General features: G+C 67.1%; 21 protein-coding genes and 1 tRNA gene. 11 read left to right on the forward strand and 11 right to left on the reverse strand.

Annotation, left to right across the window (positions count from 1 at the left end; all coding sequences use genetic code 11):
* Nucleotides 1-115: 115 nt before the first annotated feature.
* Nucleotides 116-997 carry a Fic family protein gene (locus ACYU8W_RS14520; protein ID WP_499470152.1) on the reverse strand — a complete coding sequence of 294 codons (882 nt, stop codon included), beginning with the start codon at nt 995-997 and terminating at the stop codon, nt 116-118.
* Between the two features lie 95 nt (nt 998-1,092).
* Here ACYU8W_RS14520 and nhaA point away from each other — a divergent pair, with 95 nt between their 5' ends.
* Together nhaA and ACYU8W_RS14530 are read left to right on the forward strand one after the other, a co-directional pair.
* Complete coding sequence (gene nhaA, locus ACYU8W_RS14525; RefSeq protein WP_499470154.1) at nt 1,093-2,406, forward strand: Na+/H+ antiporter NhaA; 1,314 nt, start codon at nt 1,093-1,095, stop codon at nt 2,404-2,406.
* A gap of 76 nt (nt 2,407-2,482) precedes the next feature.
* Entirely contained in the window at nt 2,483-2,872 is a 390-nt protein-coding gene (locus ACYU8W_RS14530; protein WP_129624185.1) for a phage holin family protein, read from the forward strand.
* 61 nt (nt 2,873-2,933) lie between these two features.
* On the opposite strand, the gene ACYU8W_RS14535 is transcribed toward ACYU8W_RS14530, so the two are convergent.
* Together ACYU8W_RS14535 and nth are read right to left on the reverse strand one after the other, a co-directional pair.
* A complete protein-coding gene (locus ACYU8W_RS14535; RefSeq protein WP_239702503.1) occupies nt 2,934-3,575 on the reverse strand; it encodes an NUDIX hydrolase in 642 nt (213 codons plus the stop codon).
* Entirely contained in the window at nt 3,572-4,363 is a 792-nt protein-coding gene (gene nth, locus ACYU8W_RS14540) for an endonuclease III (RefSeq protein WP_499470157.1), read from the reverse strand. Before nth ends, ACYU8W_RS14535 begins: the two co-directional genes overlap by 4 nt.
* Before the next feature lie 86 nt (nt 4,364-4,449).
* On the opposite strand from nth, the gene ACYU8W_RS14545 reads away from it, so the two are divergent.
* The gene (locus ACYU8W_RS14545; RefSeq protein ID WP_205744631.1) at nt 4,450-5,127 is read left to right on the forward strand and encodes a Crp/Fnr family transcriptional regulator; all 678 of its coding nucleotides are present in this window, start codon (nt 4,450-4,452) and stop codon (nt 5,125-5,127) included.
* A 2-nt stretch (nt 5,128-5,129) separates the two neighbouring features.
* Here ACYU8W_RS14545 and ACYU8W_RS14550 read toward each other — a convergent pair whose 3' ends face one another.
* Genes ACYU8W_RS14550 through ACYU8W_RS14570 form a run of 5 tightly spaced genes read right to left on the reverse strand, consistent with a single transcriptional unit; the run spans nt 5,130 to nt 8,733 of the window.
* Complete coding sequence (locus ACYU8W_RS14550; protein WP_499470159.1) at nt 5,130-5,921, reverse strand: MBL fold metallo-hydrolase; 792 nt, start codon at nt 5,919-5,921, stop codon at nt 5,130-5,132.
* A gap of 21 nt (nt 5,922-5,942) precedes the next feature.
* Entirely contained in the window at nt 5,943-6,794 is an 852-nt protein-coding gene (locus ACYU8W_RS14555; protein ID WP_499470161.1) for an NUDIX hydrolase, read from the reverse strand.
* Entirely contained in the window at nt 6,794-7,255 is a 462-nt protein-coding gene (locus ACYU8W_RS14560) for a RidA family protein (RefSeq protein ID WP_499470163.1), read from the reverse strand. Before ACYU8W_RS14560 ends, ACYU8W_RS14555 begins: the two co-directional genes overlap by 1 nt.
* Nucleotides 7,256-7,261: 6 nt before the next feature.
* Entirely contained in the window at nt 7,262-7,414 is a 153-nt protein-coding gene (gene sp36 / locus ACYU8W_RS14565) for a Sp36 family protein (protein WP_129624190.1), read from the reverse strand.
* A gap of 38 nt (nt 7,415-7,452) precedes the next feature.
* Nucleotides 7,453-8,733, reverse strand: coding sequence for an NAD(P)/FAD-dependent oxidoreductase (locus ACYU8W_RS14570; RefSeq protein WP_499470166.1), 1,281 nt, complete (start codon nt 8,731-8,733; stop codon nt 7,453-7,455).
* Between the two features lie 91 nt (nt 8,734-8,824).
* On the opposite strand from ACYU8W_RS14570, the gene ACYU8W_RS14575 reads away from it, so the two are divergent.
* Genes ACYU8W_RS14575 through bagB form a run of 3 tightly spaced genes read left to right on the forward strand, consistent with a single transcriptional unit; the run spans nt 8,825 to nt 11,676 of the window.
* On the forward strand, nt 8,825-9,523 hold the full coding sequence (locus ACYU8W_RS14575) for an alpha/beta fold hydrolase (protein ID WP_499470168.1): 699 nt from the start codon (nt 8,825-8,827) through the stop codon (nt 9,521-9,523).
* A gap of 9 nt (nt 9,524-9,532) precedes the next feature.
* On the forward strand, nt 9,533-10,519 hold the full coding sequence (bagA, locus tag ACYU8W_RS14580; RefSeq protein WP_499470170.1) for an ATPase BagA: 987 nt from the start codon (nt 9,533-9,535) through the stop codon (nt 10,517-10,519).
* Complete coding sequence (bagB, locus tag ACYU8W_RS14585) at nt 10,516-11,676, forward strand: ATPase BagB (RefSeq protein WP_499470172.1); 1,161 nt, start codon at nt 10,516-10,518, stop codon at nt 11,674-11,676. The genes bagA and bagB overlap by 4 nt, the downstream gene beginning before the upstream one ends.
* Nucleotide 11,677: 1 nt before the next feature.
* Here the strand turns inward: bagB and ACYU8W_RS14590 are convergent, their stop codons facing one another.
* Complete coding sequence (locus ACYU8W_RS14590) at nt 11,678-11,953, reverse strand: WhiB family transcriptional regulator (RefSeq protein WP_129624492.1); 276 nt, start codon at nt 11,951-11,953, stop codon at nt 11,678-11,680.
* Between the two features lie 308 nt (nt 11,954-12,261).
* Here ACYU8W_RS14590 and ACYU8W_RS14595 point away from each other — a divergent pair, with 308 nt between their 5' ends.
* Nucleotides 12,262-14,637, forward strand: coding sequence for a transglycosylase domain-containing protein (locus ACYU8W_RS14595; RefSeq protein ID WP_499470174.1), 2,376 nt, complete (start codon nt 12,262-12,264; stop codon nt 14,635-14,637).
* 52 nt (nt 14,638-14,689) lie between these two features.
* Here the strand turns inward: ACYU8W_RS14595 and ACYU8W_RS14600 are convergent, their stop codons facing one another.
* Nucleotides 14,690-15,139: a GatB/YqeY domain-containing protein gene (locus ACYU8W_RS14600; RefSeq protein ID WP_499470176.1), complete on the reverse strand. Its 450-nt coding sequence runs from the start codon at nt 15,137-15,139 to the stop codon at nt 14,690-14,692.
* 92 nt (nt 15,140-15,231) lie between these two features.
* Between ACYU8W_RS14600 and ACYU8W_RS14605 the strand changes: the two genes are divergently transcribed.
* Both ACYU8W_RS14605 and ACYU8W_RS14610 read left to right on the forward strand, forming a co-directional pair.
* Nucleotides 15,232-16,167, forward strand: a complete 936-nt coding sequence (locus ACYU8W_RS14605; RefSeq protein WP_129624197.1) for a metallophosphoesterase — start codon at nt 15,232-15,234, stop codon at nt 16,165-16,167.
* A 156-nt stretch (nt 16,168-16,323) separates the two neighbouring features.
* Nucleotides 16,324-16,397, forward strand: a tRNA-Pro gene (locus ACYU8W_RS14610).
* Nucleotides 16,398-16,561: 164 nt separating this feature from the next.
* Here the strand turns inward: ACYU8W_RS14610 and ACYU8W_RS14615 are convergent.
* A complete protein-coding gene (locus ACYU8W_RS14615; protein WP_499470178.1) occupies nt 16,562-16,732 on the reverse strand; it encodes a hypothetical protein in 171 nt (56 codons plus the stop codon).
* A gap of 197 nt (nt 16,733-16,929) precedes the next feature.
* Here ACYU8W_RS14615 and ACYU8W_RS14620 point away from each other — a divergent pair, with 197 nt between their 5' ends.
* Both ACYU8W_RS14620 and ACYU8W_RS14625 read left to right on the forward strand, forming a co-directional pair.
* On the forward strand, nt 16,930-17,685 hold the full coding sequence (locus tag ACYU8W_RS14620; protein ID WP_499470180.1) for a beta-phosphoglucomutase family hydrolase: 756 nt from the start codon (nt 16,930-16,932) through the stop codon (nt 17,683-17,685).
* On the forward strand, nt 17,682-20,039 hold the full coding sequence (locus ACYU8W_RS14625) for a glycoside hydrolase family 65 protein (RefSeq protein WP_499470182.1): 2,358 nt from the start codon (nt 17,682-17,684) through the stop codon (nt 20,037-20,039). The genes ACYU8W_RS14620 and ACYU8W_RS14625 overlap by 4 nt, the downstream gene beginning before the upstream one ends.
* The last annotated feature ends 5 nt before the right edge of the window (nt 20,040-20,044 follow it).

Consider the following 20,044-nt stretch of genomic DNA (forward strand, 5'->3'; position numbering starts at 1 on the left):
TTCCCGGTTGTCGCCGATCCACAAGGGGTCGAACGAGCGGTTCACTAGTGAACTGCCTTCGCGTGGGTGCCCTGTTCAGTTGCGGTGGTCTTCAGGCTTTCGCCTGAGAACAGGTCTACTCCTGCGTCGGCCGGGAATCAAGAGATGCAGAGGGAGGCGATGTGAGTCTTCCGGCGAGCACTGCGTCGCACACATCGTGCCCGGCTCCCGCCGCCCGGGTGAGAGCCGTCGCTTCGTGCAGGATCCACAACCGCACGCCCTGCGGGTCACCGGACGCGTACGCCGCCAGCCCGCCGTGGTAATCGGTCTCCATCGAGTGGTGCGCTTGTTCCGGTACCGCGACTCCGGTGGGGTCGAGCCCGCTGCCCCACACCAAGGCGCGTTCGAACGCGCGAGCAACCAGTGCATTGCCATGGACGAACGGGCGTGCCGCCACAAGCTCCGCATGGACGATCGCCGCGACGACGACGGTCGGCAAGTGCGCTGAGCCCTGGAGCAATTCGCACAACTGGGTCAGTCGCTCCCCCGCGTCGGACGCGGACGGCGCCGGGCCCAGTTCGAGCATCTCTCGGCTGTCCTCCGAACCGGTGCGCGGCCGTCCGACCTGGTCCGGCGGAAGTAGATCCGCCGTCGCGGCCACGTGCAGCCGGGCCAACGCCTGCCGGGGCGCGGAGGTGACCATCGCTCGCACATGTTCGGCTTCCGCGGTGGCACGCAGGGCCGCACCGATCGTCCGCTCGACAGGGTCCGGGTGCTCCGGCAGCCGGCGCGCCCCACGGAAGACATCGCGCACGATCGTCACCGACATCTGTGCGCCGTCCAGTGCCGCGCTCGCCGTCGCTCCACGCACACGCGACTCGGCCGACGCCTCCGGGATGCGCCGGCGCAGCGCCGGGTGCCAGCGCAGGGCGGTGCAGGCCTCGCGGGCCGCATCCACCGCCTGCGGCACTTGCGGAAGACGAGCGAGTTGGGCGACTGCAGCATGGACGTCGGACACGCGACAACGGTAGGCCCCGGTAAACTCGAAGCTCATGGTGAGCCGGGAAGTCTGGTCGGCAACGTCCTGACCGACCCCGATCGACAAGAGGCTCGATGACCACTCCCACCCGTCCGAAATTGTTCTCCCGCGGCGAATGGCCCGAAGCGCAGCGCATCGCCGCGCTGCTCCGGCTCGAAACCGTCGGCGGTGCGCTGCTGCTGATCGCGACCGTGCTCGCGCTGATCTGGACCAACTCGCCGTGGCGCGACGCCTACACCTCGTTGTCGAAGACCCACCTCGACATTCCTGCGCTCGGTATCGAGCTCTCGCTCGCGCACTGGGCCGCCGACGGCCTGCTCGCCGTCTTCTTCTTCGTGGTGGGGCTGGAGCTCAAGCACGAGTTCGTGCACGGTGACCTGCGCGACCCCGCGAAGGCGACTGTGCCGATTGTCGCCGCCGCCTGTGGTGTGGCCGTACCGGCCCTTCTCTATGTCGTCGCCCAGCTCGTGCTCGACGGCAACACGAGGGGGTGGGCGATCCCGACGGCCACCGACATCGCCTTCGCGCTGGCCGTGCTCGCGGTCATCGGCAGTCACCTGCCGTCCGCGCTGCGCTCGTTCCTGTTGACTCTCGCCGTCGTGGACGATCTGATCGCCATCACGATCATCGCGTTGTTCTTCACCTCGGATCTGAACCTGGTCATGCTCGCGCTCGCGATCGTCCCGCTGGCGTTGTTCGGTTGGGTGGCGCGCACCCGCAGTCACCCGTGGTGGCTGCTGATCCCGCTGGGCGTTGCGACGTGGGTGCTGGTCCTGAACTCCGGTATCCACGCGACGATCGCCGGCGTCCTGCTCGGCCTGATCGTTCCGGCCGCCAAGGGCGCAGACGGTCACAGCCTCGGCGAGCGTCTCGAGCACCGCGTCCGTCCCCTGTCGGCCGGCTTCTGCGTGCCGGTGTTCGCGTTCTTCGCAGCCGGTGTCAGCTTCGTCGGCGGCGACATCATGGCCGCGCTGACCGACCCCATCACCATCGGGATCATGGTCGGCCTCGTCGTCGGCAAGGTGATCGGCATCTTCGGTTCGACGTACGTGCTGGCCAGGTTCACCCGCGCCGACCTCGACGACGACCTCGCCTGGTCCGATGTGTTCGGTCTCTCATTGCTGGCGGGTATCGGTTTCACGGTGTCGCTGCTGATCGGCGAGCTCGCGTTCGGCGCCGGCAGCGAGGCCGACGAGCACGTGAAGATCGGGGTGCTTCTCGGCTCGCTCACCGCGGCATTGCTGGCAACGATCGTGTTGCGTCGCCGCGACAAGGTCTACAAGCACATCCACGAGCAGGAGTCGCGCGACGACGACCTCGATGGCATCCCGGACATCTACCAGCGTGCTAAGGACGGCGGCCGCGCAGGGACCACGGGCGCGAAGTGAACGCTAGGGTAGGTGCGATGTCACGCCGGAAAACGGCGTAGTTAACCGTCCCCGGCAAGTCTCGGAGGGAATTCGAATGGCCCAGGAGCGCACACTCGGTCAGCTGGTCGCTGATGCGTCGCAGGATCTTCAGTCGATCGTCAAGGGTGAGATTGCCCTTGCCAAGATGGAGATCAAGTCAGACGTCAGCAAGGGCGGCAAGGGCGCAGGCCTGCTCGTCGGCGCAGGGATCTTCGGTCTCTTCACGCTCGGCTTCCTGCTCACTGCCGGCGCATGGGGCCTGTTCGCTGCGGGCCTTCCGCGTTGGGCGGCCTTCCTGATCGTCGGTGGCGTGCTGCTGCTGATCACGCTGATTCTCGCCCTGATGGGCAAGAGCGCGCTGAGCAAGATGCAGGGCAAGCCGGTCAAGACGATCGACAACGCGGAGAAGACGATTGCCGCGCTGAAGCCGCCGAAGGCTTCCTGACTCAAGACACGAAGTCCCCGGACCCGCGAGGGACCGGAGACTTCGTGTTTGTGTCAGAGCATCAACGGAGCAGGAAACGTGCAGGCACCGGACGTTCGTCCTCGACATCCCAGGGCTGCTCCAGGCCGGCGAGCTTGAGGACGGCGTCGAGCAGGATCGCGGTGAAACCCCAGACGTAGAGGCCGTCGACCTCGAATGCCGGAGCCTTGAAGGTGCGGGCCGGGTGGACGGCACTGAACCGGTTGGCCGGATCGGTGAGGTCCGACAGGGCGACACGCACCACGCGGTCGACCTCTTGCCGGCTCTTGGCGTGGATCTCGCCCGGGTCGTGCCACCACCCGATCACCGGGGTGACGTGGTAGCCGGTGACGGTGAGCGGTACGGGTGCCAACTCGCCCAGCACGGTGACCTCGGACGCATCGAGGTCGACCTCCTCGTGGGCCTCGCGCAGCGCGGCCGCTGTCGCGTCGGCGTCCGTCGGGTCGATGCCGCCGCCGGGGAACGACACCTGGCCGGGATGCTTGCGCATCACCTCCGAGCGCTGGGTGAGCAGCACGTCCTCGCCTGCGTCGGGGTGCGGGGCGAAGAGGATCAGCACCGCCGAGCGCCGCCCCTCGGGCAGGCCGAAGGAGTTGAAGAACGAGTCGTCGGCGCCCGCCCGCTCCATCAACCTCGGCAGCCAGGCCGGGACGGGAGCGGTCACGAGGAGTACTCCGCGCGCAGGCGTGCGAGGTCGTCCTCACGCCCGGGCGCCAGTTCGAACTTCAACAGCTTGCGCGCCTTGTCCTCGTCGATCTCGCCCTCGCCGTAGGACGGGCACCACCGCGCGACCGGGCACGCACCGCACGCCGGACGCTTGGCGTGACAGATGCGTCGGCCGTGGAAGATCAGCACGTGGCTGAGCATCGTCCACTCCTTGCGCGGGAACAGCTCACCGATCGCGTGCTCGACCTTCACCGGGTCGGTCTCGTCGGTCCAGCCGAGCCGTCGGGCGACCCGGCCGAAGTGGGTGTCGACCGTGATGCCCGGGACGTCGAAAGCATTGCCCAGCACGACGTTCGCGGTCTTGCGGCCCACACCGGGCAGGGTGACGAGGTGGGCGAGCTTGTTCGGCACCTCGCCCCCGAATCGTTCGACCAGCACCTGGCCGAGTGTCTGCACCGAGTTCGCCTTGGCCCGGAAGAACCCGGTGGGACGCAACAGCTCCTCCAGTTCGGTGCGATCGGCCTCCGCGAGCGCTTTCGCGTCGGGGTAGCGCTCGAACAGCACCGGCGTCACCTTGTTGACCCCGACGTCCGTCGTCTGGGCCGACAGGATCGTCGCCACGAGCAGTTGCAGCGGCGTCTCGAAGTCGAGTTCACAGTGCGCGTACGGGTAGAAGTCGGCGAGCACCCGGTAGGTCTTGCGAGCGCGCCGGGTGCGAGCCACCGGTGTCTCGTTCTCGATGTCGATCGGCTTCACGTGACTCACCCTAGAGACCGATGGCGACATCCGGCTCCCCGCGGGAGTCTGGGGATCATCAGCCACCCGGCCGAGGCGGACGTGAAATACACCACTGCCGTGGCAGACTGACCCTCGTGGACACCCAATCCGTGCGCAAAGCACCTCTCTTCGCAGCGTTGGACGACCAGGCGGCCGAGGCGCTGCTGGAGTCGATGACCCGCACCAAGGTGCCCCGCGGGCAGGAACTGTTCCACGAGGGCGACCAGGGCGACTCGCTCTACGTGATCACCGACGGCAAGGTGAAGCTGGGCCGACGCTCCCCCGACGGACGCGAGAACCTGCTGGCCATCCTCGGCCGCGGCGAGATGCTCGGTGAGCTGTCGCTGTTCGACCCGGGCGCCCGCACCGCCACCGCGACCGCCGTCGCCGACACCGAACTCGTCGGCATCGGCCACCAGGCGATGAGCGACTTCCTGAGCAGCCGCCCCGAAGTGGCGATGACCATGCTCACCGCGCTGGCCCGCCGGTTGCGCCGCACCAACGAGGCCCTCGGCGACCTCGTGTTCACCGACGTCCCCGGACGCGTCGCCAAGGCCTTGCTGGACCTCTCCCTGCGTTTCGGCAAGCCGGTGGACGAAGGCGTGCTGGTCGCGCACGACCTCACCCAGGAGGAGCTCGCCCAGCTGGTCGGCGCTTCCCGTGAGACGGTCAACAAGGCCCTCGCCGATTTCTCCGCGCGCGGTTGGGTCAAGCTCGAGGCTCGCGCGGTGACGCTGCTGGACGTCGAGCGGCTGCAGCGCCGCAGCCGCTAGGTTCAACGCTGGAGTTCGAGGTACTCCAACTGCGCCTGCACGGTCGCCTTGGCCGCCGGCCAGACGTCCTTGGACACATCGGCGTACACCAGTTCGACGATCGCCTGGGCGAGGTCCTCGGTGTTCGGGTCGGAGTCCTTGAGCGCAGCGCGCACCTGCTCGAGGCGCTCGGCACGGTGCTTGCGGTAGAAGTCGATGACCGCTGCCGCATCGGTCGTGGCCGGTCCGTGGCCGGGGGCGAGCAACGAACCACCCTCGGACGCCGCCGCGTAAAGCGCTTCGAGCGAGGCCAGGTAGCTGGTCAGGTTCCCGTCGGGGTGCGCCACGATCGAGGTGCCGCGTCCCAGCACGGTGTCGCCGGTGAGCAGCAGACGCTCCTCGTCCCAGGCGAAGGACACGGAGTCCTTGGTGTGGCCGGGCGTCACCAGTACGCGAAGGTCGATGTCGCCCGACGAGATCCGGTCGCCGTCCTCGAAGGACTCGCCGCGGCCGGCGCCACGCACGGGTGAACCGGTGCGCTCCACCCATAGGGGCACGCCCTCGTCGTGGTCGAAGTGACCGTGGGTCACCAATGTCAGCGCAACGCGGGCGCCGATCTGCTCGACGTAGTTCTCGATCGCGGTGAGGTGGTCCTCGTCGAGCGGGCCCGGGTCGACGACGATCACCTCGTCGGTCGAGGTCGAGTGCAGCACCCAGGTGTTGGTGCCCTCCAACGTCATCGGTCCCGGGTTGGGGCACAGGATCACTGCGGAGCGGTCACTGACGGCGCCGCCGGTCCAAACAACTTCGGTCATGAATGAACGGTAACCGTCGGATCACCCGTAATACCGGGTGCGGAGCCGAACTCCTTCGGGTCCCATCTCGGCAACCGGCATGACGGTCATCAGCGGCGGACGAAGGCGCACCATCGCCTGCGCGTCCGGGGCCCGTCGGATGCGCTCCAGCTGCAACTCGGTCGGTGGCAACATCACGGCATCGCCGGACTCCAGATCGGCCAACAGATCGGCGGGGCGCACCCACCGGCTGATGTCGGACTCGGTGGTCTGGTCGTCGGCGTCCTGCCCGTCGGGCATGAGCGCGGCGAAGAACCAGGTGTCGTACCGCTTGGGCTCGAACTCCGGCGTCACCCAGTGATCCTGCGCCTGCAGCAGATCCGTGCGCAGGGTCATGCCGCGCTGTTGCAGCAGCTGCGCGAACGACACCTCCCTGGCAAGAAGCGCTGCGCGGTCGGCGTCCCGCTCGGGGTGCTCGTCCGGCGACACGATCGCGTCGTCGTCGCCGCGTGCGGCGAGCAGCACTCCGGACTCCTCGAAGACCTCCCGAGCGGCCGCGACGACCAGGGAGGTCGCGACGTCGACGGGTTCGCCGAGACGCTCGCTCCACTCCTGCGGCGAGGGCCCGGCCCACGCCGGCAACACATGCGCGTCGCGGTCGTCGACGCCTCCGCCGGGGAAGACCCACATCGACGGCGCGAATGCCATCGTGGCGACCCGGCGCATCATGAAGACCTCGACCCCACCGGGCTCGTCACGCAGCAGCATGACGGTGGCGGCCCGCCGGGCTTGCACCCCGCCCGGCGAACCCGCGTGGACCCAGTCCGACGCGAGCCCGCCGAGTTTCGGGGCAGGCTGCCACAGGCGTTCGATCACCCGCGGCTGGTCGTTCATCAGTCGCGCACCGACATCGTGACTTCGACCTCGACCGGCGCGTCGAGCGGCAGCACTGCGACGCCGACGGCCGAGCGGGCGTGCGCGCCGTTCTCACCGAACGCCTTGGCGAACAGTTCGCTGGCACCGTTGATCACGGCCGGCTGACCGGTGAACGAGGGGTCGCTGGCCACGAAGCCAACGACCTTGACCACGCGCACGCTGTCGAGGTCGTCGACGATGCTCTTCACCGCAGCGATCGCGTTCAGTGCGCAGGTCTGAGCCAGCTGGGCGGCGTCCTCGGGCGAGACGTCGGCACCGACCTTGCCGGTTGCGGCGAGCTTGCCGTCGACAAACGGCAACTGGCCGGAGGTCATCACGATGTTGCCGTCACGGATCGCCGGCACGTATGCGGCGACGGGGGCGGCGACTGCGGGGACGGTCAGCCCGAGTTCGGACAGCCGGTTCTCGACTTCGGACATCTGGGATCAGCCCTTCTGGCGCTTGAGGTAGGCGACGAGGTTGCCGTTGTCACCGGTGAGGACCTGCACCAGCTCCCAGCCGTCCTCACCCCATTGGTCGAGGATCTGCTTGGTGGCGTGGACGATCAACGGGACGGTGGCGTACTCCCACTTGGTCATGGCGATTCCTGTCTGAAGAGAGAAGCTGGTCTGTTCGATTATCGCGTCGGTGAGAAGGGCGTGAGTTCGCAGGGCACCTGACCGGTGACCATCTGCTCGGCGAGCAGCCTGCCGGACAGCGGGCCGAGGGTGATGCCCCACATGCCGTGGCCGCCGTTGACGTAGACACCCGGCACCTTGGTCTCGCCGATCAGGGGCAGACCGTCGACGGTCACCGGACGGCCACCGACCCAGACGTCCTGCTGGTCGTCCCAGTTCACTCCGGTGAGCAACGGTTCGCCGCTGCGGCGAATGGCGGCCACGCGGTCGGCGCTCAGCGGGTCCTCGGTGCCGGCGAACTCCATCGTCCCGCCGACCCGCAGCCGATCGCCGAGCGGCGTGCACGCCACCCGCTCGTGCGGGAAGTAGACCGGGCACGGCACCGGACGCGCGTTCTCGTCGGTGACCGAGACGGAGAAGCTGTAGCCGCGGCCGGCCCGCACTGGCACACGGACGCCACATGTCTTGGCGAGCTCGGGCAGCCAGGCACCGGTGGCGATCACGACGGCGTCACCGGACACCGGCTCGCCGCTCATCATCTCGACGGTCACTCCGGCGGGGCCGTGACGCAGGGCGCGGGCGTTCGCACCGATGACCAGTCGTCCGCCACGCTCCTGCACGGCCTGCGCCAGCGCGTCGACGTACTCGCCGGGGTTGATGTAACGCTGTCCGCCGAGTCGGATCGCCTTCTCCACGTCGGGGCTGATGATCGGCAGTTCAGCCCGCAGGGTGGCGTTGTCGACCTCGGTGGCCTCGAGGTCGAGGCCTGCGTCGTGGATGAGTTCGATCTCGTGCTCGAGGCCCTTCGCGTCCTCGGCCCTGCGGAACGCCGCCATGATCGGCGCCTCGTGGGACCTCGCCGCGACACCGTTGCTCTCGAGTTCGTCGTACGCACCGATGGCCAGACGGTTCACCGGCACGAAGAGGTCCATCGTCTTCCTCCACTGACCCGGGGTGCAGCGGCGGGCGAACCCGAGCAGGAAGGACGCGAGCCGGACGTCAGGCTTCAGCGGGATGAACAGCGGAGAGTCCGGGTCGAGCACGGCCTTCAGCCCGTACTTGAGCACCGACGGGTCCGAGAGCGGCACGCACAGACCCGGCGAGATCCACCCCGCGTTGCCCCACGAACTACCCGCCGCAACACCCGACCGCTCGATGACAGTGACCTGCACGCCGTGCTCCTGCAAGTACCAGGCGGTCGACAGACCGACCATCCCGGCTCCGACGACGACGACGTGCGGTGTGCCCGATCCGCTCAGCGGGCGGAGGACGTTGGCCATGCTTGACTCTCCCTAGAACGCGCAAACCATTGCGACGCTAGCACCGGTGAGACACCCTTCACATCGGGCCTTGCCTACCGAGGAGTACCCCGTGGACCGCCTGCCCGACGAGCCGGCCTGGAGGCCGGATCGCACCCTCCCGTACGGCCCGGCCGCGGACCAGGTGATCGACCGCTACGACGGATCGGGCCCGGGCCTGGTCGTGCTGGTGCACGGTGGATTCTGGAAACCCGCGTACGACCGCGAGCACCTTCGTCCGATGGCGGCCGCCTTGAGCGACAACGGTTTCGAGGTCTCACTCGTCGAATACCGACGTCCCGAGAGCGGGCGGTGGCCGGTCATTTCGGCCGACATCCGTGCGGCATTGGCACACCTGGGCGGCGTACCGGCGGTGATCGTCGGACACTCCGCCGGCGGACAGCTCGCGGTCTGGTCGTTGCACCAACCCGAAGGTGCCGGACTCGTCGGTGCGGTCAGCCTGGCCGGCTGTCTCGACCTGCGCTCGGCAGACCACGACGGGCTCGGCGCCGGCGCAGTGCGAGCGTTGTTCGACGGTGCGCCACCATCGAACGCCGACCCCATCCGGCTCCCGCCTCGGCAGCCGGTCGTGGCGGTCCACGGGGACGCGGATCTCGACGTCCCGATCGAGATCTCGCGCCACTACGCGCAGCGCACCGGAGCCCGACTGGTGGAGATTCCCGGCGCCGATCACTGGCCGCTCATCACGCCCGGAACCGATGCGTTCGACGTCACGGTCGATTCGATCCGGACGCTGTTCGCCCGCAGCTAGGGTGACTCCATGACCTGGGACGGCGCGCGTGTGCACATCGTGACCGGCAAGGGCGGCACCGGCAAGACAACCGTCGCCGGCGCGCTCGCCCTTGCACTGGCCGACCGCGGCAAACAGGTCCTGCTCGCCGAAGTCGAGAGCCGGCAGGGCATCAGTCAACTACTCGACATCCCGCCGTTGGGAGAGGTCGAGACGCGAGTGGCGCGCGGCGCGGACGGCGGCAGCGTCTGGGGCATCTCGGTCGATGCGAAGGCGGCGCTGCTGGAGTACCTGCAGATGTTCTACAAGCTCGGCATGGCCGGCGGGATGCTGGAACGGTTCGGCGTGATCGACTTCGCGACCACGATCGCACCGGGCGTGCGCGACGTCCTGCTCATCGGCAAGGTCTACGAAGCCGCCCGCCGACGCACCTCCCGGCGCGGTGTCCGCCACGACCAGATCTACGACGCGATCGTGCTCGACGCACCACCCACCGGACGCATCGGACGCTTCCTCAACGTCAACCAGGAGGTCGCCGGGCTGGCGAAGGTCGGACCGATCAAGTCGCAGGCCGAATCGATCATGCAGTTGCTGACCGGCCCGGACACGCTCGTCCATCTGGTCACGTTGCTGGAGGAGATGCCGGTGCAGGAGACGCTCGACGCCGCCGCCGAACTGCGGGGCTTAGGACTCTCGATCGGAAATGTCGTGGTCAATCAGGAGCGCGCGGACGTGCTCAGCAAGCGCGCGCTGGCGCATCTGCAGTCCGACGACGCCGACCTCGCAGACCTCGAATCAGACCTGGCCGCAAGCGGATTGCGCGTCGGCCCGACTCTGGTCAACGGACTCGCCCAAGCCGGACGCGACCTCGGTGACCGACTCGACCTGCAGGCCGAGGAACTCGCCGACCTGCGCGCGCTCGATCGTCCGATCGTGCACCTTCCGTTCGTCCCCGGCGGCGTCGATGCCGGCGGCCTGCGCCACCTGTCCGCCGCACTGATGGAAGGTGTGCGATGAGCAGCGAGTTCTCGATCGACGACCTGTTGCACGACGAGGCGATCCGTACCATCGTCTGCTGCGGCTCCGGCGGTGTGGGCAAGACCACGACGTCCGCCGCGATCGCGATCCGTGCCGCCGAACAGGGACGCCGCGTCGCGGTACTGACGATCGACCCCGCGAAGCGATTGGCGCAGGCGATCGGTCTCGAGCACCTCGACAACGAACCCGAGCCGGTCACGACCATCGATGCCTCGGCGGGCGGATCGCTGGACGCGATGATGCTCGACATGAAGCGCACCTTCGATGAGGTGGTGATCCGGCACGCCGCACCGGAGAAGGTTCAGCAGATTCTCGACAACCCCTTCTACCAAGCCGTTTCCAGTTCCTTCGCCGGCACCCAGGAGTACATGGCGATGGAGCGACTCGGTCAGCTCATGAGTGAGACGGCTGCCGACGGCGAGCTGCGATGGGACCTCGTCGTCGTCGACACTCCCCCGTCGCGTTCGGCGCTGGATTTCCTGGACGCCCCCGAGCGCTTGGGCAGCTTCCTGGACGGTCGCTTCATCCGCTTGATGACGGCGCCGGCGCGAGCAGGCGGCCGGGCCTATCTGAAGCTGATGAGCGTCGGCGTCTCGTCGGTGACGACCGTGATGTCGAAGATCCTCGGTGCCCAATTACTTTCGGACGCACAGACATTCATCGCCGCACTGGAGACGATGTTCGGTGGGTTCCGCGAGCGTGCCGACCAGACGTACGCGCTGCTGAAAGATCCGGCAACAGCCTTCGTCGTCGTCGCGACCCCGGAACGGGACGCACTGCGCGAGGCCGCGTACTTCGTCGACCGTCTGGAGGAGGACGGCATGCCGTTGGCCGGGCTGGTGGTCAACCGGGTGCAAATGACGTACGTGCCGTCGGTCAATGCAACGCGAGCACTTAACGCCGCGGACGCGATGGACGAGGTACCGGACCGGTCAAGCGGATGGCGACCCACGGACACCGCCGCACTGCTTCGGCTGCACGCCGATGTCACCGAACTCGGTGTGCGGCACGCCGAGGCGATCGACCGATTCCGATTACTGCACCCGCAGGTGCCGGTCGGCCAGGTGGCCGCAGCAGGTCACGACGTCAACGACATCGCGGAACTACGCGAGATCGGCGAGGAACTCGCCGGCTGAGTCAGCCCAAGCCGTCGGCACGCGCAGCGCGGAACAACTGAGCCCAGGACTTCACCTCAGGGCGACGACGAAGCAGCGCACGGCGCTCGCGTTCGGTCATGCCACCCCAGACGCCGTACTCGGTGCGGTTGTCGAGCGCATCGGCCAGGCACTCGGCCACGACCGGGCAGCGCTGGCAGATCACCTTGGCGCTCTGCTGAGCAGCCCCCTTGGCGAAAAGGTCGTCGGGGCTACCGGCTCGGCAGGACGCACGTCCGGCCCAGTTCTCGTCCCACATCACGATGTCGGGTGCAACAACGGTCACAGCTGCCTCCTCGGGCACTGCTGGACATTCCGCCCCGCCAACGCGCCCCCGTGTCACCGCGAACTGCATGCGGAGACCACGTCTTCGTTGGAGGACCCGGGTATCCAGGTCATCTGTCCTACTAAGCGCGATAATACAAGCGGCGTCACGTTGTGGGAAGACCCAATCTTTACCTTCTTTTTGTTATCCTTCGCCGCAACGCTCGCGCACGTCCCCTGGCCGATGTTCACGCGAAACGCGGATTCCGGGCTTACCCAGGTCGGCGGGTTACCCTTCCTTCCATGCGCCAAACCTCCCGGATCGCCAGCGTCATGTCGCTGCTCGGCGGCTTCGTCGCGGTCGCCATGACGATGGGCCTGCTGACGGCCGGTCTCGTCATCCCCGCGGTGGGTGTCGCGGGCCAGGCGACCAACAACGGCATCAAGATGTTCAACCAGATGCCGGCCGACTTCCAGATGAACCCGTTGGCCCAGCAATCCCGCATCCTCGCCTCCGACGGCACCGTGATCGGCACACCGTTCAACGAGAACCGAATCGTGGTGCCGCTGAACAAGATCGCACCGGTGATGCAGCAGGCGCAGGTGGCGATCGAAGACGAGCGCTTCTTCGAGCACGGCGGTGTCGACCCCAAGGGTCTGCTGCGCGCGATCAGCACCAACATCATGAGCGCCGGCACCCAGGGTGCCTCGACCCTCACCCAGCAGTACGTGAAGGTCGCCCTGCAGAACAAGGCGCTGGCTTCCGGCAACAAGGACGCCGCAGCGGCGTCCGTCGCCCGATCGGGCATGCAGGGGTACGTGCGAAAGCTGCAGGAACTGAAGTACGCGGTGTCTCTGGAGCAGAAGTACACCAAGCAGCAGATCCTGGACGGATACCTCAACCTCGTGTACTTCGGCGACCAGCAGTACGGCGTCGAGGCCGCGGCCCGCCACTACTACGGCCGCTCCGCCTCGCAGCTCACTCTGCCGCAGGCCGCCACGCTGGCCGGCGTGGTGAACGCGCCCGGCGTCACCGACCCGATCAACAACCCGGAGGCGGCCACCAAGCGCCGCAACCAGGTGCTCGGCAAGATGTATGCCCAGCAGATGATCTCCTACAAGGAATACACGGACGCGACCAGCCACGATCTGAAGTCCGACCTCAAGGTCACCAACATCAGCAGTTCGTGCGCCAGCTCGAAGTACCCGTACTTCTGTTACTACGTCTACAACTGGCTGCTCAACGAGTCGTCGCTCGGCAAGACCCGCAAGGAGCGCGAGGCCGCGCTCAAGGGTGGCGGGCTGACGATCCAGACCTCGTTCGACCCCAAGCTGGCGGCCAAGATGGACAAGGACATCAAGTCGAAGGTGCCGGTCGCGAACTCCGAGAACGTGCAGGCCGCAGCGCTGACGATCCAGCCGGGCACCGGGTTGGTCCTCGCGACCGGTCAGAACACCGCGTACAGCAACAACACCACCGCCGGGAAGAGCGCGATCAACTACACCGTCCCGCTGAACATGGGCGGTGGCCAGGGCTTCACGATCGGCTCGACCGCGAAGTTCTTCGCGATCGTGAGCGCGGTCCAGCAGGGTCGTGACATCGAGGGCGACATCAACGTTCCGAAGTTCAGCGGCAAGGACAAGAACGGCAACTTCGTCCGGTTCACCAACAAGCAGTTCCCGGGTGAATGCGGTCTGGCTCCCGGTGAGAATTGGGACGTCCACAACTCCGAAGGTCACGAATCCGGTGGACCGATGCCGGTCATCGAGGCGACCGCCGGTTCGATCAACACCGCGTTCGCCCAGCTCGTCTCCGAACTCGGCGCCTGCGACGTGCACGCGACGATGACCAAGATGGGAGTGCGCAACGGTGACGGCACTGAGATCGGCAAGTCGCCCTCCGGCATCATCCTCGGCTCGGAGCCGGTGACGGCTCTGGACCTCGCGAACGCCTACGCAACCGTGGCCGCGGACGGCGTCTACTGCACCCCGCGTCCGGTCAAGTCGATCGCCGACGCGAACGGCAAGCAGTTGAAGCTGGCCCAGGCCGGCTGCAAGCAACTGCTCTCCAAGGACGTCGCACGTACCGTGACGAAAGTCTTCGAGAACGTGATGAAGCCGGGTGGTACCGCCTACGCGTCTCGTCTCGCAGGGGATCGTCCGGCAGCCGGCAAGACCGGCACCGTGGAAGGCGCCACCCAGAGCTGGTTCGCCGGCTACACCCCGGAACTGGCGACGGCCGTGTGGGTCGGCCACGCCGACAACGAGAAGACGCTGAAGGACGTCCGGCTCGGCGGCAAGTACTACGACGGCTACCTCTACGGTTCGACGATCGCCGCGCCCATCTGGAAGACGATCATGGACGACGCGCTCCGGGGCAAACCGGAGAGGAAGTTCGCCGCTCCGTCGTCGGAGTTCCTGGACGGTAACAAGGTGCGCGTCCCCAATGTCAAGGGACAGACGCCCGCCAACGCGACGTCCATGCTGGAGTCGGCCGGCTTCAAGGTGAAGCAGGGGCCGGCCCAGGACGCCCGGCTGTTCGAGGGTCTGATCATGGGCTCGACACCTGCGAGCGGCGAGAAGGTGGCCAAGGGTGCGACGATCACGATCTACCCGAGCACCGGACGTCGTCCCTCGTCCACCCAGCCGACGATCGCGCCGGCTGTCTCACCGAACTGATCAGCCCGTTCACGAAAGGCCCCGCCATCGGCGGGGCCTTTCGTTTCTCGCCTCAGCTGAGCGCGCGCTTCACGGCTGCGGCGATCTTGCCGCCGTCCGCGCGACCGGCGATCTTGGGCTGGAGGATCTTCATGACATTGCCCATGCCGCCCATGTTGGTGGCGCCGGACTCGGCGACGGCTTCGGCGACCATCTGGTCGAGTTCGGCGTCGCTGAGCTGGGCGGGCAGATACTTCTCGAGTACGACGAGTTCGGCGCGCTCCTGCTCGGCGAGCTCGGGACGGTTCGCTGCGTCATAGGCATCCGCGGCCTCGCGACGCTTCTTGGCCTCTTTGGTGATGACCTTGAGCGTCTCGTCGTCGGTCAGTTCCTTGGCGGTGTCACCGGAAACCTCAGCGGTCTTCACGGCGGCGATCGTCATACGCAACGCACCGGCGGTCACCTTGTCGCGGCTCTTCATCGCTTGGTTGAGGTCGGACTGGAGCGTCTGCTTGAGCGTCATGGGTTCAGTGTCCCACTCCGGTCACACCGCCCTCACCCGAATTGTCGCCCGGACGTTTCGGTGCCCCGTCACCACCGTGCGACGATGAGCGGATGCACTCGCTCACTCGTTCAGCTGTGGCCGTCGGCGCTCTCGGGGCCGCGACCCTCGGCTGGTCGAGCCTGGTCGAACGCAACTGGTACGCATTGCGTGAGGTGACCGTGCCCGTTCTGCCCGAGAGTGCCGACCCGGTGCGCGTGCTGCACCTCAGTGACCTGCACCTGGTGCCGCGCCAGGCCCGCCGCATCGAGTGGGTTCAGGACCTCGCGCGCCTCGAGCCCGACTTCGTGGTCAACACCGGCGACAACTGCTCCGATCTCAACGCGGTGCCGGCGGTGCTGCGCACGATGGCACCGCTGATGGACTTCCCCGGCGCGTTCGTGCTCGGCTCCAACGACTACTTCGCCCCGGCACGGCGCAACCCATTCCGGTACTTCAACTCCTCGCACAAGCAGGGCGACCAGATGGGCGTGCCGTCGCTGCCCTGGAAGAACATGGTGCGCGGGTTCGAAGCCGGTGGCTGGACGAACCTCACTGACGTGCGCGCCCGCGTCCCGATCGGTGACCTGGACGTCGAACTGGTCGGGGTGGACGATCCGCACCTGGGTTACGACGAGTACGACAAGGTCGCCGGGCCCGCTGCAACGGACGCCGATCTCACGGTCGGTGTCGTCCACGCGCCGTACCTTCGCGTGCTCGACGCGATGACCGCGGACGGCGCATCGATGGTGATGGCCGGTCACACGCACGGCGGCCAGATCTGTGTTCCCGGTTACGGCGCCCTGGTCACCAACTGCGATCTCGGAACAGAGCGGGTCAAGGGACTGTCGCGTTGGTGGCCCGGCGCCGACAACGCGCCGTCGTCGCAGGCTCCGGACGATGCCGCCTGGCTCCATGTCTCGGCCGGTCTCGGGCACAACAAGTACACGCCGGTACGCCTGGCCTGCCGCCCCGAGGCGACGCTGCTGACCCTCGTCCCGAAGTCCTGACAGATGCCTGGGGTCTCGAGATCTGCTCGCGTCCTGACCCGCGCACATCTCGACACCCCGCGCGTCTGAACCCGATTGGGAGATTGCCCTGTCAACCGGTAAAGTCTCCACTTGCTGCGTGCGGGTATCGCCAAAAGCGCCAACGTACGCAGGCCACGGGGTGTGGCGCAGCTTGGTAGCGCGCTTCGTTCGGGACGAAGAGGTCGCAGGTTCAAATCCTGTCACCCCGACATCGTGGAAAGCCGGCTCTGAGCTGCGGAAACGCAGTCCGGAGCCGGCTTTTTCCATCCAACGCACATCCGACCGGACCTCAGACCGGCTCAAGGTCTCGGCGCTCGTCGAGGCGCTCGACGCGCTCCGGCGCAGGGTGCGCCGCCGGCCACAACCTGCCCGTCTAAGCGGATGAACGGTCATCGAGGAACGGCATAAGGGACTCGATCAGGCGATCCATCTGGTCGAGGTCGGGGTCGAACTTTTCACTACGCCATTCCTCGGGAACGAGGTTGTACAGATCGAGCAACCGGTCGGCGTTCTCCCATTTGTCGACGATGCCGTCTTCGCTCACCCCATCGTGGGGTGACCCACCGACAACCGGTTTCAGTGAGAGGGGCACGGACGCCGGAAAGCACGATCGACCGCCCGCGCTTCCATTTGTTCGTCGGCGCGCTGCACGACGTAAACGGCCGCCGACACGTTGAAGACGCCTGACGCAACTCAAGCCTGCGCGGGGCTACCGTGGCGGTGGTCGACGATGGAGACGATATGACGGCGCCACGGACGCTGGGCCTGCCCGACGGGATCACCACCTGCCTGTTCGACCTGGACGGTGTGCTCACCGACACCGCGAGCGTGCATAGCACCGCATGGAAGGCGATGTTCGACGCGTACTTGCGTGATCGCGACGGCGAGGGTTTCGTGCCGTTCGACACCGACCGCGACTACACCCACTACGTCGACGGCAAGCCACGCGAGGACGGGGTCCGCGATTTCCTCGCTTCTCGGGGCATCACGCTGCCAGAGGGAACGCGCGACGACGCGCCCGGCGCCGCTACCGTCCGGGGGCTCGGGAATCGCAAGAACGAGCAGGTGCAGCAGGTGATCGCCCGCGACGGCGTGAGGGTGTACGAGGGTTCTCGCACGTACTTGGAGGCAACCAAGAAAGCAGGCCTTCACCGGATCGTCGTCTCGTCCAGCGCGAACACCGAGATGGTGCTGAGGGTCACCGGTCTCGATCGACTCGTCGAAGGCCGCGTCGACGGGGTCACGCTCGCGCGATCGAACATCAAGGGCAAACCGGCACCCGATTCCTTCCTGGCCGGCGCTGCACTCGTGGGAGCCGATCCCGCGCAGGCGGCGGTCTTCGAGGACGCATTATCAGGCGTCGAGGCAGGGCGTGCCGGCCACTTCGGCTACGTCGTGGGCGTCGACCGGGTCGGTCACGCCGAGGCGCTGAGAAAGCACGGCGCCGACGTCGTGGTCGAAGACCTCGCCGACCTGCTGAGTGGAGGAACCCGATGACCGCACACCCGTCCGCGTTCACCGTCGAGCCCTGGAAGGTGCGCGAGATCGGGCTGAACTTCGACAATCTCGCCCAGGCCGAGTCGGTCTTCGCACTCGCCAACGGACACATCGGCGTCCGAGGCAATCTGGACGAGGGCGACCCCAGCGGTCTACCCGGCACGTACCTCAACTCCTTCTACGAGAAGCGTCCGCTGCCGTACGCCGAGGCGGGCTACGGCTACCCCGATTCCGGGCAGACCATCGTCAACGTCACCAACGGAAAACTGATCCGACTGCTCGTGGACGATCAGCCGTTGGATCTGCGCTACGGCGTCATCCACCACCACGAACGCACGCTCGACATGCGCACCGGGTTGCTGCACCGCGACCTGCTGTGGGAATCGCCCTCCCGCCGTCTGGTCCGGGTGCGGTCGACCCGGCTCGTGTCGTTCACCCAGCGGGCGATCCTCGCTGTCCGCTACCAGGTGGAGGCGGTCGACAACCCGCTGCGCGTGGTGATCCAGTCCGAGATGGTCACCAACGAGGAACTGCCCTCCGTCTCCGACGACCCACGCGTCGCGGCCGCGCTCAAGGATCCGTTGGTTCCTGAACTGCACAGCCACAATCACAACCGCTCACTGCTGATCCATCACACCCGACAGAGCGGGCTTCGGATGGCGGCCGCCTGCGACCACGTCCTTCACAACCCCGGCGTCGGCAGCCACACCTACGTCGAAGAAGACTGGAGTCGCACCACGATCGGCACCGACCTCGCCCCCGGCGAGACCCTCGGGGTCACCAAGTTCGTCGCGTACGGCTGGTCCTCCCGCCGCACCATGCCCGCGCTGCGCGACCAGGTCGACGGCGCACTCTCGGCGGCGCTGCACACCGGTTGGCATTCGATGGTGCAGGAACAGGCCACCTACGTCGAGGATTTCTGGGACGGCGCGGACGTCGAGGTGGACGGCGACCCGGTCGTCCAGCAAGCAGTCCGATTCGGACTCTGGCATGTGCTGCAAGCGGGAGCTCGCGCGGAGGGTCGGGGGATAGCAGCAAAGGGACTCACCGGTCCCGGCTACGACGGTCACTGCTTCTGGGACACCGAGAGCTACGTGCTTCCCGTGCTCACCGCCACCGCGCCACCGGCGGCACGCGACGCCCTCAGCTGGCGGCACTCGGTCCTGCCGTTCGCGCGAGAGCGCGCGCAGCACCTGAAGATGGAGGGCGCAACGTTCCCGTGGCGCACGATCCGCGGACAGGAGTGCTCGGCCTACTGGCCTGCCGGCACCGCGGCCTTCCACGTCAATGCCGATGTCGCCCTTGCCGCTGCCCGCTACGTCTTCTGGACCGGCGACGAGATCTTCGACCGGGACATCGCGTTGACCATCCTGGTCGAGACCGCACGCCTGTGGGCCGGCCTGGGCTACCACGGCGACGACGGAAAGTTCCACATCGACGGCGTCACCGGGCCGGACGAATACACCGCCGTCGTGGCCGACAACACCTTCACCAACCTCATGGCGGCTCGCAACTTGCGGTACGCCGCCGACACAGCGCAGCGGTGGCCGGAGCAGGCGGCCGACTTGAACGTCACCGAGGACGAGATCGCGCAATGGCGATCCGCCGACGAGAGCATGGCCGTTCCGTTCGACACCGAACGCGATGTGTACCAACAGAATCGGGGAAGCACCGCTAACGAGGTGTGGGACTTCGACGCAACGCTGAAGGACGACGGCTATCCGCTGCTGCTCAACTACCCCTACTTCGAGATTTACCGCAAACAGGTCGTCAAACAGGCCGATCTGCTGCTGGCAATGCACTGGTGTGGTGACCGGTTCACGCGGGAGGAGAAAGCGAAGGCGTTCGCCTACTACGAAAAGATCACCGTGCGTGACTCCTCCTTGTCGGCGTGCACCCAGGCGGTCATGGCGGCCGAGGTCGGCCAACTCGAACTCGCCCACGCCTACCTCACCGAAGCAGCGGTGATGGATCTACGCGACCTCGAACACAACACCAAGGACGGCGTCCACGTCGCCTCGCTCGCCGGCGCCTGGTTGGCGCTGGTTGCCGGCTTCGGTGGGATGCGCGAGTACGACGGCCACCTGAGCTTCGCGCCGGTGCTGTCGCCGAAGATGCACCGTCTCGCCTTCTCCATCCGGTGGCGCGAGTACAAGATCCGGGTGAGTGTCACTCACGATCACGCGACCTATCAGTTGGAAGACGGCACCGACGGTCACTGCGAACTGCGCCACTACGACCACAAGTTCACGCTGACCACCTCCAAGCCGGTCAGCTTCCCCGTCGAACCTGTCCAGCCGCTCACTGCGCAGCCCACTCAACCCGTCGGACGCGCACCCGTGTCACTGGATTGAAGGGC

Source organism: Yimella radicis, from assembly GCF_054778255.1.

Excerpts from the sequence above, each read along its gene's own strand:
- ACYU8W_RS14570 (WP_499470166.1), bottom strand. The coding sequence starts at position 8,733 with ATGGCCAACGTCCTCCGCCCGCTGAGCGGATCGGGCACACCGCACGTC.
- ACYU8W_RS14625 (WP_499470182.1), top strand. The coding sequence starts at position 17,682 with ATGACCGCACACCCGTCCGCGTTCACCGTCGAGCCCTGGAAGGTGCGC.
- sp36 (WP_129624190.1), bottom strand. The coding sequence starts at position 7,414 with ATGACCAAGTGGGAGTACGCCACCGTCCCGTTGATCGTCCACGCCACC.
- ACYU8W_RS14605 (WP_129624197.1), top strand. The coding sequence starts at position 15,232 with ATGCACTCGCTCACTCGTTCAGCTGTGGCCGTCGGCGCTCTCGGGGCC.
- ACYU8W_RS14550 (WP_499470159.1), bottom strand. The coding sequence starts at position 5,921 with ATGACCGAAGTTGTTTGGACCGGCGGCGCCGTCAGTGACCGCTCCGCA.
- nhaA (WP_499470154.1), top strand. The coding sequence starts at position 1,093 with ATGACCACTCCCACCCGTCCGAAATTGTTCTCCCGCGGCGAATGGCCC.
- ACYU8W_RS14560 (WP_499470163.1), bottom strand. The coding sequence starts at position 7,255 with ATGTCCGAAGTCGAGAACCGGCTGTCCGAACTCGGGCTGACCGTCCCC.
- bagA (WP_499470170.1), top strand. The coding sequence starts at position 9,533 with ATGACCTGGGACGGCGCGCGTGTGCACATCGTGACCGGCAAGGGCGGC.
- ACYU8W_RS14590 (WP_129624492.1), bottom strand. The coding sequence starts at position 11,953 with ATGTGGGACGAGAACTGGGCCGGACGTGCGTCCTGCCGAGCCGGTAGC.
- bagB (WP_499470172.1), top strand. The coding sequence starts at position 10,516 with ATGAGCAGCGAGTTCTCGATCGACGACCTGTTGCACGACGAGGCGATC.
- ACYU8W_RS14620 (WP_499470180.1), top strand. The coding sequence starts at position 16,930 with ATGACGGCGCCACGGACGCTGGGCCTGCCCGACGGGATCACCACCTGC.
- ACYU8W_RS14530 (WP_129624185.1), top strand. The coding sequence starts at position 2,483 with ATGGCCCAGGAGCGCACACTCGGTCAGCTGGTCGCTGATGCGTCGCAG.
- ACYU8W_RS14600 (WP_499470176.1), bottom strand. The coding sequence starts at position 15,139 with ATGACGCTCAAGCAGACGCTCCAGTCCGACCTCAACCAAGCGATGAAG.
- ACYU8W_RS14595 (WP_499470174.1), top strand. The coding sequence starts at position 12,262 with ATGCGCCAAACCTCCCGGATCGCCAGCGTCATGTCGCTGCTCGGCGGC.
- ACYU8W_RS14555 (WP_499470161.1), bottom strand. The coding sequence starts at position 6,794 with ATGAACGACCAGCCGCGGGTGATCGAACGCCTGTGGCAGCCTGCCCCG.
- nth (WP_499470157.1), bottom strand. The coding sequence starts at position 4,363 with ATGTCGCCATCGGTCTCTAGGGTGAGTCACGTGAAGCCGATCGACATC.